General features: G+C 38.6%; 12 protein-coding genes and 1 pseudogene. 9 read left to right on the top strand and 4 right to left on the bottom strand.

Annotation, left to right across the window (positions count from 1 at the left end):
- Positions 1 to 22: 22 nt before the first annotated feature.
- Together ACSHXM_RS18155 and ACSHXM_RS18150 are read left to right on the top strand one after the other, a co-directional pair.
- Complete coding sequence (locus ACSHXM_RS18155) at positions 23 to 190, top strand: hypothetical protein (protein ID WP_435691126.1); 168 nt, start codon at positions 23 to 25, stop codon at positions 188 to 190.
- A 301-nt stretch (positions 191 to 491) separates the two neighbouring features.
- Entirely contained in the window at positions 492 to 2,666 is a 2,175-nt protein-coding gene (locus ACSHXM_RS18150) for a glutamine synthetase III (protein WP_435691124.1), read from the top strand.
- Positions 2,667 to 2,789: 123 nt separating this feature from the next.
- Here the strand turns inward: ACSHXM_RS18150 and ACSHXM_RS18145 are convergent, their stop codons facing one another.
- Together ACSHXM_RS18145 and trxA are read right to left on the bottom strand one after the other, a co-directional pair.
- A complete protein-coding gene (locus ACSHXM_RS18145) occupies positions 2,790 to 3,542 on the bottom strand; it encodes a DUF5995 family protein (RefSeq protein ID WP_435691122.1) in 753 nt (250 codons plus the stop codon).
- Between the two features lie 241 nt (positions 3,543 to 3,783).
- Positions 3,784 to 4,095, bottom strand: coding sequence for a thioredoxin (gene trxA, locus ACSHXM_RS18140; protein ID WP_435691120.1), 312 nt, complete (start codon positions 4,093 to 4,095; stop codon positions 3,784 to 3,786).
- Positions 4,096 to 4,206: 111 nt separating this feature from the next.
- Between trxA and ACSHXM_RS18135 the strand changes: the two genes are divergently transcribed.
- The 3 genes from ACSHXM_RS18135 to ACSHXM_RS18125 all read left to right on the top strand — a co-directional run bounded on the left by ACSHXM_RS18135 (position 4,207) and on the right by ACSHXM_RS18125 (position 6,452).
- Positions 4,207 to 5,085, top strand: a complete 879-nt coding sequence (locus tag ACSHXM_RS18135; protein WP_435691118.1) for a LysR family transcriptional regulator — start codon at positions 4,207 to 4,209, stop codon at positions 5,083 to 5,085.
- 94 nt (positions 5,086 to 5,179) lie between these two features.
- A complete protein-coding gene (locus ACSHXM_RS18130; RefSeq protein ID WP_435691116.1) occupies positions 5,180 to 5,686 on the top strand; it encodes a DUF3087 domain-containing protein in 507 nt (168 codons plus the stop codon).
- 433 nt (positions 5,687 to 6,119) lie between these two features.
- A complete protein-coding gene (locus ACSHXM_RS18125) occupies positions 6,120 to 6,452 on the top strand; it encodes a DUF3718 domain-containing protein (RefSeq protein WP_435691114.1) in 333 nt (110 codons plus the stop codon).
- A gap of 151 nt (positions 6,453 to 6,603) precedes the next feature.
- Here the strand turns inward: ACSHXM_RS18125 and ACSHXM_RS18120 are convergent, their stop codons facing one another.
- Entirely contained in the window at positions 6,604 to 7,776 is a 1,173-nt protein-coding gene (locus ACSHXM_RS18120) for an aminotransferase class I/II-fold pyridoxal phosphate-dependent enzyme (RefSeq protein ID WP_435691112.1), read from the bottom strand.
- A gap of 166 nt (positions 7,777 to 7,942) precedes the next feature.
- Between ACSHXM_RS18120 and ACSHXM_RS18115 the strand changes: the two genes are divergently transcribed.
- Positions 7,943 to 8,863, top strand: a complete 921-nt coding sequence (locus tag ACSHXM_RS18115) for a hypothetical protein (protein WP_435691111.1) — start codon at positions 7,943 to 7,945, stop codon at positions 8,861 to 8,863.
- Positions 8,864 to 8,940: 77 nt separating this feature from the next.
- Here the strand turns inward: ACSHXM_RS18115 and ACSHXM_RS18110 are convergent, their stop codons facing one another.
- Positions 8,941 to 9,597: an MlaC/ttg2D family ABC transporter substrate-binding protein gene (locus tag ACSHXM_RS18110; protein ID WP_435691110.1), complete on the bottom strand. Its 657-nt coding sequence runs from the start codon at positions 9,595 to 9,597 to the stop codon at positions 8,941 to 8,943.
- A 151-nt stretch (positions 9,598 to 9,748) separates the two neighbouring features.
- Here ACSHXM_RS18110 and ACSHXM_RS18105 point away from each other — a divergent pair, with 151 nt between their 5' ends.
- The 3 genes and pseudogenes from ACSHXM_RS18105 to ACSHXM_RS18095 all read left to right on the top strand — a co-directional run.
- The gene (locus tag ACSHXM_RS18105; RefSeq protein WP_435691108.1) at positions 9,749 to 10,750 is read left to right on the top strand and encodes a LysR family transcriptional regulator; all 1,002 of its coding nucleotides are present in this window, start codon (positions 9,749 to 9,751) and stop codon (positions 10,748 to 10,750) included.
- 108 nt (positions 10,751 to 10,858) lie between these two features.
- A complete protein-coding gene (gene thiI, locus ACSHXM_RS18100; protein WP_435691106.1) occupies positions 10,859 to 12,313 on the top strand; it encodes a tRNA uracil 4-sulfurtransferase ThiI in 1,455 nt (484 codons plus the stop codon).
- Between the two features lie 73 nt (positions 12,314 to 12,386).
- Positions 12,387 to 12,661 (top strand): annotated as a pseudogene (locus ACSHXM_RS18095) (fatty acid desaturase); the annotation flags it as partial.

Below are 12,661 nucleotides of genomic sequence, written 5' to 3'. Positions count from 1 at the left end.
ATTCATGACTATAAGGTGACTTATGACAACTTTAGGAAAGTATCTAATGTTAGGTGCATTAATTTGTTTAGCATTAGTTTGTTATTTTGTTGGCAGTGTCACAGGCGCCGTATCTTTTATCATTCTAGGGATACTCTTAGAAGTCGCTTTTTGGGTGGGTATTTTTAAACCTAAAACTAGGACGCGATGATCCTTGCTGTATAAACCTTATTCTCGCCAAACACTTTTAATCGCGGCAATGAATTAAAGACCAGGTAGGCCAAGTCAATCATCAACAACAAAGTTCATCACTTCCTCGTTATTAGCGCATATTTTTCAAAACCATTATTGCTAGGCCCTTTCCTTTGCAAAAGACACCTAAGCTCCATTTAAAGTTGGCTTAATTGATGCTTGTAGTAACTTTAAATTTGTATCAAAAAACTGATTAGCTCTGTCTGGTTTAAGTTTTGACAGACCTTTCATACCTTTAAATATATAGCTTAGGAATAAATATGGCTGGATTAACTTCTCGTACAAACGCAATTAACGAAATCACCAAGAGAGCACCAAAAGAGTGCAGCCCAACAGAACCATTGAAAAAAATATGGGCATCAGATGTATTTAGCCTAGCTGCAATGGAAGAAGCGCTATCAAAAAATGCCTTCAAAGCCATGAAAAAAACCGTACAAACCGGTGCTCCGTTAGATACAGCCACGGCTGATGTGGTTGCTGCCGCAATGAAAGATTGGGCGATGGAAAAAGGTGCTAAGTTTTTCTCGCATATTTTCTACCCTATGACCAATATCACTGCTGAAAAACATGATGGTTTCATTGTGACTAATTCAGACGGTGGAGCAATTACCGAGTTTACCGGTAGCTTATTAATAAAAGGCGAACCAGACGGTTCATCATTCCCGAACGGTAGTTTACGTATGACCAACGCCGCTCGTGGTTATACAGCTTGGGATCCATCTAGTCCAGCTTATGTAATGCAAACTGCAAACGGCGCTACGTTAATGATCCCAAGTGTGTTTATGTCTTGGACTGGTGAAGCATTAGATAAAAAGATCCCTCTATTACGTTCTAACAAAGCCATGGATAAAGCCGCTCAAAAAGTATTAAGTTTGATGGGCGAAACCGATATAGCCACGCTAAATTCAAGTTGTGGTGCTGAACAAGAATACTTCTTGGTAGATGAACATTTTGCCAATGCTCGTCCAGATCTAATTTTAGCTGGCCGCACCTTGTTTGGCGCAGCCCCAGCTAAGGGACAACAATTTGATGACCACTACTTCGGTGCTATTCCAGCTCGTGTACAAGTGTTCATGCAAGACTTTGAAGACAAGTTATATCGCTTAGGTATTCCAGCCAAAACTCACCATAACGAAGTAGCACCTGGTCAATTTGAAATTGCCCCTTACTTTGAAGCAGCCAATGTAGCAGCTGATCATCAACAAATGATGATGACTTTGATGAAAAGCACCGCAAAAGAACATGGTTTCTTATGTTTATTACACGAAAAACCATTTGCTGGCGTAAACGGTTCGGGTAAACACGTAAACTGGTCAGTAGGTAACTCTACCCAAGGTAATTTATTGGATCCAGGTAGTACACCTCACGACAACCTTAACTTCTTATTGTTCTGCGGTGCCGTTATTCGCGGCGTACATAAATACGGTCCATTATTAAGAGCCGTGATTGCGTCTGCAGCTAATGACCATAGATTAGGAGCAAACGAAGCTCCACCAGCTATTTTGTCTGTGTATTTAGGTACCCAGCTAGAAAGTGTGTTTAGTGATATTAAAGAAGGTAAGTTACTAGAAAAAGCCAAAGGTGGCTTAATGGATCTAGGTCTTTCTCAGATTCTTCAATTCGAACGAGATCCGGGTGACCGTAACCGTACTTCTCCTTTTGCTTTCACTGGTAACCGTTTTGAATTTAGAGCGGTAGGTTCTTCACAATCTGTCTCTGGTCCACTGGTAGCTATGAACACCATGTTGGCAGATTCATTAAACTGGATCGGTGAAAAACTAGAAGCAACACTAACTAAAGGTGAAGACAAAACGGCAGCTGTTATCACTGTGTTACAAGAATTAATGGAAGAACACGGTAATGTTATTTTTGGAGGCGATGGTTACTCAACGGATTGGCATAAAGCCGCTGTTGAAGAACGTGGCTTAAAGAATATCCCAACTACAGCTGATGCATTACCAGCGTTCAAAGACCCTTCAGTTGTTGAGTTATTTAAATCAACGGGAGTGTTATCACCGGCTGAATTAGCTAGTCGCTTTGAAGTATACGCAGAGCAATATGTGTTATCTATTGAAGTGGAAGCTAAGTTAGTGGTGGGTATGGCCAGTACTCGAATCTACCCAGCCACAATACAATATTTAGATAGTCTTGCCAGTGCAGCCACAAACCTAAGTAAGTTAAATATTACAATCAGCCACAATAGTATTGACACTGTTGTAGCAGAAACCGACGCTATGATGGCGGCTGTCACCAAACTTCAAGCTGCTATTGATATTGAAGAGTTTGAAAGCGAAGAGGCACACATGAACCACTGCGCTCAAGTGTTATGCCCGCTTATGCTGGAAGTTCGAACTCACGCTGATGCCCTTGAACTGGTGGTATCTGATGAATTATGGCCAATACCTAAATATCAAGAAATGTTATTTATAAAATAGATATTTATTAAATAGCGAGTTATTAAAAGCTATTATTTCCATCAATTCTAAATAGAAAATCTAAAAGCAAAAGGTTTATCACCTTTTGCTTTTTTTCGGACTTAGAACGTTTTAACACCAAGTTTAATCTAATACCTTAATTTTACTCACTACATCGCCTCTTTCACCAATACGGATAAGTTTTACGATCGCACTTCCGGTGAAGCCCGGAAAACGAATGACCTTAGAGAAGTCGGCCATTTGTTGATCTTTTTGTGAAATTAACACTTGTTGGTTGGGTTTAGATAATGGGGCTAAATTCTCAGCAAATTCCCACGCGGCATCTCGGGCTTTTTCCATACTAAAATTAATAACGGATTTAATTATGTTGTCAAAAATTCGATTAAAGAAACCTAAAATAGGCCATATCTCGGCTAAATCGTTTTGCACACCATTTACCAATGAAGCTAATACCTGATTTATTTGATTAAAGTCTTGTTGAAGTGACGGCAATTCCTTACCCGGTGAAGTTTGCGCAGCTGCAATGCCTAAATCTAAGTTGATATGAGCATTCATGCCAAGTAACAAGTGTTGTAACACTATTGGCCACCAGCATTTATTAGCTTCAAACGCCTGCTGCCAAGACTTTGTAGGTATTTCTCCATTTTGATATTGATAAAACGCATGTATGTAACGATTAGCAAAAATGACATCTAATCGTTCCATGCGCTCCGCATTTTCAAACTCACCTTGTTCAATGCCGACTTTCACCCTAATGGTTACTTTACGATACAAGGCTGCAAAATACCCGGCGCGAGAATTATGTTTTTTTGCCCAAGTTAAGATATCTGTTAGTTGTTCGATCACTTGATCGATTGTTTCTGCGGGTTTGACCATGCTGCACTTCCTTTTGAATACTCTATAGACAACTATTGAGAGACAATTAATCTTAGCTATTTAACCTTTTTGTCATTTTCATATTTCCTTATAGACCAATAAAACTAATAGTGAGTATTTTTCCTCTTAATTAAAGTTAAAATATCGACCACGAATGACCTCCATAGTCGATATTGTATACCCCCGGATTTGGAATAAGATCAAGTGCCTATTAACCGGGGATCGAGGTACATAATGCAGTCTAGGCCACAAATTCATTTAACTGGGTTAATGACAATGCTCCAACCTTAGTTTTGGCTAATTCACCATCTTTAAACAACAACAAAGTAGGGATACCTCTCACGCCAAACCTTGCCATTAATTCTTGAGACTCATCAGCATCGATTTTCACTATTTTAATGTCATCCTTCTCATTGGATAATTTGTCCAACAAAGGAGAAATCATTTTACAAGGGCCACACCACTGGGCAAAAAAGTCGACTAACACTGCACCATTATGTGCATTAACTTCTTGTTCAAAATCATTCGGGTTAATTAGTTTTACTTTACTCATTTAACTAGCCTTTTTGGTTATTCAAAATCGAAAACCCAGTTTAATAGGATTGCATTTAATTTCATATACTGACTTAATAAGACTAACTGTCTCATATTTAGAACAATCAACATGCTTAACTTAGACGACCTCAAATTTTTCTCGACGATTATCGAGTCAGGCTCACTGACACAAGCCTCAAAAAATATGGATGTGCCTAAGTCTAAAGTCAGTCGAAGATTAGCCAACCTAGAAGAAAGCTTGGGATATCAATTGTTGGTTCGAAGCACCAGAAGCCAAGAGCTGACGGAAAGCGGCCTATTGTTATATCAATCATGCAAACCCCATTTAGAAGCGTTAAACAACGTTGAAAATGATTTACATGAACTCAATACAACTCCCAAAGGAAAACTTAACATATTGTTACCTATAGAGTTTTTTAATGAAGTCATCAGTACAATAGTGACAAATTATGCCAAACATTACCCTGATGTAACGATAAATTGCAGCCACTACTCTTCGGCATTACCTGAAGAAAGTTACCACTATGACTTAATTTTTGTTTTGCATGAGACTGACTTGTCAGATACAAATTGGATAGGCAAACAATTATTAAGCTTTCCTCAATCTCTTTATGCTGGCATTGATTACAACACTCAGCATTTAGAAACAGCAGAAGATTTAAAAGAAGAACAATGTATAACGTCTAATATTAACGCCCAGTGGTTATTTAGAGACAAACACAAAGTTCAGCTCGTTGCCGTTCCCGCTAAAATAGTATTATCTAGCCCTCAAATGCGACTGCAAGCCACCACTCAAAACTTAGGACTGGCAAAATTACCTGATTATTTATGTCAATCTAAGCAAGCCTTAACTAAAATAAAACGGGTTAAATTGGATAAAGAACCAGTAGCACTCAAGTTAACGGTATTGTACCAAAGCAGAAGTATCGCTTTTAAAACCCGTAAATTTTTAGAGTATTTTCAGTCGAATATTGGCTGCTTAACTTAAGCGTTAAAAACGTTGTACAGGAATTTGTTAAAGATAAGAACATGATAGAATGCTCTTTTTAATTAAGTACTCTCCCTTAAATTTTTAGGCCGTTATGCAACTCATTGAAATAAATAAAGCGCGTTATCGTACCAACCTCAACCAAGTTATCTTCGCCTGTATTGCAAGCTTAGTTATAGGTAGTCTAGGCATAGCGCAATTGCTCATTGGTTTATTCCCAGATGAAAGCGGTAGCCATTTTCATTGGAACTTACTTGGTGTAGTACTCACGTGTATTACTATTGCTTGGACGTTAAATAAATACCGTACTCACGATTTTATGAAAGAAGTCGTCTACGTTTGGGAGTTGAAACAATCCCTAAACAAAATTAATCGTAAAATGCTAAAACTTAAAGTTGCAGCAAAAACAGGAGATGTGAACGCAATGTTGGCCATGCACTATTGTTACGCTGGTAGCCGTCAATTATGGAAACTAGATGACAACACAATTGTGATGGATGAATTAGCCATTCAACAAGTTGAACTAGACACTCTTGCCAAACAATACAATCTGACCTTGAATGCTGACGATTACGACCCTGTAATATTGAAGAATTTTTAACCCCCAATATTTGGTGAACTATGACCGATAAAATAAAAATAGTGTGAGATATAAAGAAATTCCAGAAGAAGGAATGCCGCCTATTATGGGCAGTATTTACGTACAAAAATGGTTTGCCGGGAGCAGTAAAAACATTGAAATTACTGTTAGGAAAAAAGACTAATCCCACACTAATTGCCAAAATTTAAGCAACCAAAACCGAACCTAGCCTTTTTACTGGTCAAATAAACCAAAACATAGCCATAAAAACCAAACTATTGGTCAACACGATTTAAACTTAAATACCCAAACCCCACAAAAATAAATAAACCATTGATTTATAACGATTTAAAATATTGGCATCACCATTGCAATTCCTAAACTAAGTAACAATGCAAGTGACAACACAAGTCACATTGACTATTTAATTAATTAACAATATTAGGAAAAAATGATGAATACATTAACTAAAGCAATCGCCATTACTACTTTAACTTTAAGTTCAATTGGTATAGCAAGCGCATCAAATATGCTTGTAGCAAAAGACAGTAACATCACCACAAAGTTATGTTTAGTAGCAAGTGAAGGAAACAAAGCGAAGTTATCAGTTGAACTTAAAAAAGCGGGTTTGAGTAAGAGTTATGTCACTGAAAACGTAAAGTGCAACAATTTAAATATGGTTAACTTTGTTGAACAATATGGCAACAATGCAGTGCAAATAAACAACTTTTTAACCAGTGGTAAATACAGTAATAATTCGACTGCTGTTACTCTAGCAGCGCGTTAATCATTACTAGTAGGTTATTCATCTTTTTGGCTCAAATCAATGGTGTACATTAACAATATATCACCATTGGATTGAGCTAAAAGATATATATAATTTTTGCGACACTTTGTTTTAATCGAACTCTTTCAATAATCTGAAATCAGCTTTTACTTCAAATTAAAGACTGCATAAAAGTCCCTAAACGTTTTAATCCCTCTTCTAGTTCAGATTCTGCCGAAGCAAAAGACAAACGGACAAACTGTTTATCGCCTTGTTCGCTAAAGTCATTGCTAGGGGTAAGTGCTACAAACACTTCTTGCAACACCCGTTCACAAAAATTCATCGCGGTGAGCCCCGTCGCGCTTACGTCTATATAAACATAAAAGGCACCATCAGGCTCAACGGGCACTGGCAAACCACACTTTTTTAATCCGGCTAAAATCAAATTTTTTCTTGCGATAAGCGTTTGTCGTCTCGATTCACAAACTGAAATTGAACGAGTAGTAAAACATTGCAAAGCCGCTTTTTGTGCCACGGTTGACGGACAAATAAAATAGTTCTGTGCCAAACGTTCCATCACTTCGACCATTTCTTGTGGCACCACACACCAACCCAATCGCCAGCCTGTCATGCCAAAATATTTAGAAAAACTATTCACCACTATGGCTTGTTCGTCAAAACACAGCACACTTTTAGGTTGCCTATCAGCGTCACCATGATGCAAATTTAGATATATCTCATCCACAATTCGCCATGCGCCTTTGCTACGTGCAAATTCGCACATGGCCAGCAAATCAACTTCAGCTACAGCAGTGCCCGTTGGATTGGAAGGGGTAGCTAACATTAATCCCCGCGTATCACTTTGCCAATGTTGTGCTAATAACGCTTTATTTAATTGAAAGTGCGAGCCAGCGCCTGTTGGCACAAGTTGCACCTTGCCAGCAAAACTTTTGATAAATTCTTGGTTACAGGGGTAACAAGGATCAGCCATAATCACTTGATCGCCTTCATCAACCAAAGCGGCTGATAATAACAATAAGGCAGCTGAAGCACCTGCAGTAATCACAATTCGTTGTGGGTTAATATAAACTTGATGGGTGGTTTGATAAAAATTGGCGATAGCTTGGCGTAACTCAGGCAAACCTAGCGCAGAAGTGTAAGGCAGATCTGCATTGTCAGCCAACTTCTGCATGGCCTTTAACACGTCAGGTGGGGCGCCAAAATCTGGCTCGCCTAAATTTAACTTAACAACATGTTTACCTTGGGCTTCTAATTTCGCCGCTTTTTCACCAAAAGCCATGGCATAAAAGGGAGAAATTGCTTGTGCTCGTTGAGAAAATTTCAATTAACAACACTCGATTGAATTAATTTATGAACTGGCTATTTTGCCATTTGTAATAGATAGACAACACCCTCAAAAAACATTTAGTTTCTAGGGGCTTATATGCTTGTTTCGGGTGATTTTATGGACTAGCATCAAATAAATATAAGAGCGTACAGAAGGAATTGATATGTCTTTAACCCAAAAATTCAAAAATGTTTTAAACATTTTTTGCTGCCTAGCAATTTTGTTGGCAATCGCAGCTTGTGGCCAAAAACAAGAAATTGAAGACAATGGAGCAAAGCAAGGTGCTAGTTCAATCGAACCTGAGCCGGTAACTGAATTACCACCTAGTGATACAGCTAAAGCACCTCCTGTGACCGCAACACCAGAGCCAATAGTCGCAGCCCCCCAACCTGTGTTATCACCACCCACGTCTACTATATCTTCACCATCAATTACCCCTCTCCCAGGAGACGAAGCATCAGATGACCCAGAATTTGGTGGCAATCGAGATTATTCTCCAACATTCCCCATACCTTCAAAGGAGGATAAAAACCCAACACATGAATATTATTCGGTAGTGGTTTCAGGCTCAAAACAACTGCAACTACCGGGTAATAAAGGTCTGTTAAATGTGTGGATTGGTGATGAAGAATTTAAACCAAAACAAACCGCAAAGATGAATTATGCTGACACTAATATAGCTGCAGTAGGACAGTTCGCTCTAGTTGAAGCTAATGCCCCTGACTTCGATGTATCTCCGGTATCTTCAAGATGTTTATTACTGCACCCCTCTGGGGTAGACGCTAAATTTAACTTAACTGCCACTCAGGCAGGAAACTTTGTAGTAAGTGCCACCGTAAATTTATTTAACACTGAAGATTGCACAGGCCCAGCTATACCTAAAACCGCTAACACCCTAGAAGTAAATGTAGATGTAAATGAAGCATTTTTAGACGACCAAAGACGCAAAAACTTCGAGGATACTTTTTGGACCAAGGCTCTTGAGTTTTGGGGCGCTTTATTAGCCTTGTTGTTTGGCTTGGTATTATTTTTAGTACGTAAACAACTAAAAAAATGGTTTGGCTACGAAAAAAGTGAGAGCTAGATTTTAATGCCACTTTTGGCAAATTTGCGGGATTATAATAACAATGCACATTGGTATTATAATCCCTCTAATTGATTTTAATTAGCGTTTGCTGCCACATCTAAAGGCTGATTATTTTTGTTTTTCATAATATCAATTACGGCCTGTATTCCCTGTTGGCGCAGTACTGAAGCAAATTCACTGCGTTTACTTGATAACAAACTGATGCCTTCAGCAACCATGTCATACGTCTTCCACTCTTGGGTTTTCTTGCTTTTACGCAATTTAAAATTGATATGAATATCAGGGTGGCCCGCTTCTCGTATAATGGCCTTAACCGTTATATTTTTAAGTTTGTCTACATTTTTAGCAGGCTCAAAAATTAATTCCTGCCCGCCATAACTAGAAAGAGCCGTAGCAAAATTTGATATCAAGTACTGTTTAAACTCTCCAACAAATTCTGGAATTTGTTCTTTAGGTACAGCTCTAAACTGTTTACCTAGCACCTTAAACGCGGCAAATTGATGATCAATGTGAGGCATTAATTCCTGTTCAATAATCCCCCTTAAGTGATCAGGGTTAGATTGAATATCTTGTTGCTCTAATTCAATTCTTGCGAAAGTTGTTTTGGTAACTTTTTCAAGTAACACCTGTGGATTAGTTTGCTCTGCGTAACTGACATGAGCTAATACCATTACAAATATTGTAAGCGCTGCCTTGAGCATACTCCGTCGTATAAAAAATTTCACATTCATGTGTGGATACTCCTTAAGAGCGATAAAATAATAAATTAAAAATGTTAATTCAAACTGGAGGTTTAAATTGTATGGGTTAATTATGCCACCCATTTAAAATAAAAATAATTATATATTAATATGAAACACATTCACTAAAATGATATATTAATTGAAAGAGTATTTAGATGGTAGACAGTTTATGCGCCCACAAGAATTAAACCTTTTAATGGTCTTTGATGCCATCATGACAGAGCGTTCGATTACTCGAGCCGCTAATCGTTTATCGATGACCCAACCTGCTGTCTCTAACGCTGTGAGTAGAATGCGCGTAGCCTGGAAAGATGAACTTTTTGTCAAAGATGGTCGTAATATCCAGCCGACTTTACATGCACAAAACTTATGGAATCAGGTACGAGCACCACTGACCTCCTTAACCGAAGCTGTCGATCCTAAAAGCTTTGACCCAACTACAGCCAAACGAACCTTCAGAGTAGCAGCGACTGACATAGTCGTAGACATGGTGTGGCCAGCTTTGCGTGCAACTATTGAAAAAGAAGCACCTGGGGTCAATATTCACGCAGTGCCCTATACAATTGTCAATACCAACCAAATACTTGAAGACGCTGAAGTCGATATGGTGGTTGGCAGTTCGAGCGTTATTTCAAACACCTTTAGAGCTGAATATTTATTTTCGCCGCAATTTATCTGCATCATGAAACATGACCATCCGTTAGCGAAAGCGGATCTTAAATTAGAAGAGTTTGCGGCAGCTGATCACCTTTTAGTCTCTTTATCTGGCGACATAACAGGCTTTACTGATCAAGTTTTACTCCAACACGGATTATCAAGACGAGTTGCCGTGACAGTTAACCACTTTTCTTCAGTCGCCAATTTAATCAAACAAAGTAACCTCATTTGTGTGATCCCTATTTCGGCGGTTGCCAATGAAATAATTTCGGGAGAGTTAGCAGCAACCAAACTGCCAATCGAATTAATGCCGCAACAAGTATCTAGTCTGTGGCATAAACGGCAAGATACTGACCAAGGCTTAATATGGCTGCGTGAGCACATTAAACGCATAATTCGCCGTCACGTTGACATCGAAACCGAACAAGTTATGGATAGTTTATGTAAAAACAATCCTGCTATGTGCGCTAAAAGTAAACACTAGTCATACCATATTGCTGACTTAACCAAGCAACGGATACCAATCACAGGCAATTGGTATTATAATCCGCCCCCTTAAATTTCAACAAAAATTAGTCAAAGCGTTTTAATTATGCAGTTTATTATCAGGCTCCATCCCGAAATCATTATTAAAAGCCGCACTGTGCGTAAACGTTTTACCTTTGTATTGGAAGGCAGCATACGTAGAATTTTCAAGTTAAATGAGCTGTCTGTAGAAGTACGAGGGGCTTGGGATAAACTGACATTTATTATCAACCCGAAATCAATTGATAAACATGACCAAATTGTAGAATTGTTGCAACGCATACCTGGCATTGATCAAATTATTCGGGTGCAAGAAAGCACCTTTACTGATTTAGACGATATCTGTAAACAAATTGAACAAACTTGGGCCCCACTTTTAATTGGCAAAAGTTTTGTGGTTCGGGTTAAACGTAAAGGTAAACATGACTTTTCATCTTTAGAAGCTGAACGTTATGTAGGTGGCTACCTTAACCAATATTGTGACACTGGCGGCGTAAATCTAAAACGCCCCGATCAGGTGATTGAATTTGAGATACACAACAACACCTTATTTCAAAGTCACCTTAAAATTAAATGTTTAGGAGGTATGCCGCTCCCCACTCAAGGTGAAGCTTTATCTTTGATGTCAGGCGGGTACGATTCTGGGGTTGCCACCTATCAAATGATACGTCGTGGCACTCGCACACACTTTTGCTTTTTTAACTTAGGTGGCCGCGAACATGAAATTGGCGTAAAACAAGTCAGTCACTATTTATGGAAGCGTTATAGTGAATCACATAAAGTGAAGTTCATTTCGGTTGACTTCGCTCCTGTGGTAAATGACATTCTGGAAAACGTAGAAAACAGCCTAATGGGTGTTGTACTCAAACGCATGATGATGAGAGCCGCAAGTAAAGTCGCTGACAAACTACAAATTACTGCGTTGGTCACAGGTGAAAGTTTAGGACAGGTGTCGAGTCAAACCTTGACCAACTTAAGTGTCATTGATAAAGCCACCGACAAGGTTATCCTTCGCCCTCTCATATGTTTAGACAAATATGACATTATCGAACAAGCCAAACAAATAGGCACCGAAGAATTTGCCAAAGTGATGCCAGAGTATTGTGGGGTAATATCACGTAAACCGACTACTCATGCAATTTTGGCTGATATTGAAGCAGAAGAATGCAAACTAGACATGAGTATAATTGACCGAGAAATTAGCATTGCTAAAATGCGTGATATTCGCTCAATCGCTGAAGAAGCCGCCGAAGAGACAGAGTACGTAGCTGAAGTAGAAGTCTTACCCAATAATAGTGTGGTACTAGACATACGTTCAGCTGAAGAACAAGAAGCGAAACCGCTAACATTGCCGAATGTGACAGTGAACCACATTCCGTTTTTTAAGTTAGCTTCTAAGTTTCCAACGCTCGATCAAACTAAGCAGTATTATTTGTATTGTGACCGAGGCGTGATGAGTCAATTGCAAGCATTATTGTTACATGAGCAAGGTTACAACCAAGTTCAAGTTTATAGACCTTAGAAACAAAAATCACATTTAAATCAAGCTCTAACAGCAGTTACTAATCAAAACAAAGTACAAGAACAGGAAACAAATGCAAACAAGCCAAGACAAAAATATCATTAGAGAAATTGTTACCTTTATAAAGGCTCAAGAAAACAATGTACGCTCTAAACATGCAATCTTAGCGAAACAAAATGGCCTAGGTTTGAGTTTATTATTAATGTCAGTTATTGGATTTTGCACTGCAGGTGTTTTGTATTTTCTTGGTTTTATTCCAGCATGGGCTTGTATCGTTTTAGGTGCATTTTTCACCTCGATCACGCACGAAATTGAACATGATCTTATTCATATGCAGTACTTCAAAGG

Source organism: Paraglaciecola sp., from assembly GCF_051252315.1.
Classification (GTDB): Bacteria; Pseudomonadota; Gammaproteobacteria; order Enterobacterales; family Alteromonadaceae; genus Paraglaciecola.
This window is presented reverse-complemented; position numbering and strand designations above follow the sequence as displayed.

Bases quoted from the DNA above. Each gene is read 5' to 3' on its own strand.
- ACSHXM_RS18135 (WP_435691118.1), top strand. From the start codon at position 4,207: ATGCTTAACTTAGACGACCTCAAATTTTTCTCGACGATTATCGAGTCA.
- thiI (WP_435691106.1), top strand. From the start codon at position 10,859: ATGCAGTTTATTATCAGGCTCCATCCCGAAATCATTATTAAAAGCCGC.
- ACSHXM_RS18155 (WP_435691126.1), top strand. From the start codon at position 23: ATGACAACTTTAGGAAAGTATCTAATGTTAGGTGCATTAATTTGTTTA.
- ACSHXM_RS18145 (WP_435691122.1), bottom strand. From the start codon at position 3,542: ATGGTCAAACCCGCAGAAACAATCGATCAAGTGATCGAACAACTAACA.
- ACSHXM_RS18125 (WP_435691114.1), top strand. From the start codon at position 6,120: ATGAATACATTAACTAAAGCAATCGCCATTACTACTTTAACTTTAAGT.
- trxA (WP_435691120.1), bottom strand. From the start codon at position 4,095: ATGAGTAAAGTAAAACTAATTAACCCGAATGATTTTGAACAAGAAGTT.
- ACSHXM_RS18115 (WP_435691111.1), top strand. From the start codon at position 7,943: ATGTCTTTAACCCAAAAATTCAAAAATGTTTTAAACATTTTTTGCTGC.
- ACSHXM_RS18150 (WP_435691124.1), top strand. From the start codon at position 492: ATGGCTGGATTAACTTCTCGTACAAACGCAATTAACGAAATCACCAAG.
- ACSHXM_RS18130 (WP_435691116.1), top strand. From the start codon at position 5,180: ATGCAACTCATTGAAATAAATAAAGCGCGTTATCGTACCAACCTCAAC.
- ACSHXM_RS18110 (WP_435691110.1), bottom strand. From the start codon at position 9,597: ATGAATGTGAAATTTTTTATACGACGGAGTATGCTCAAGGCAGCGCTT.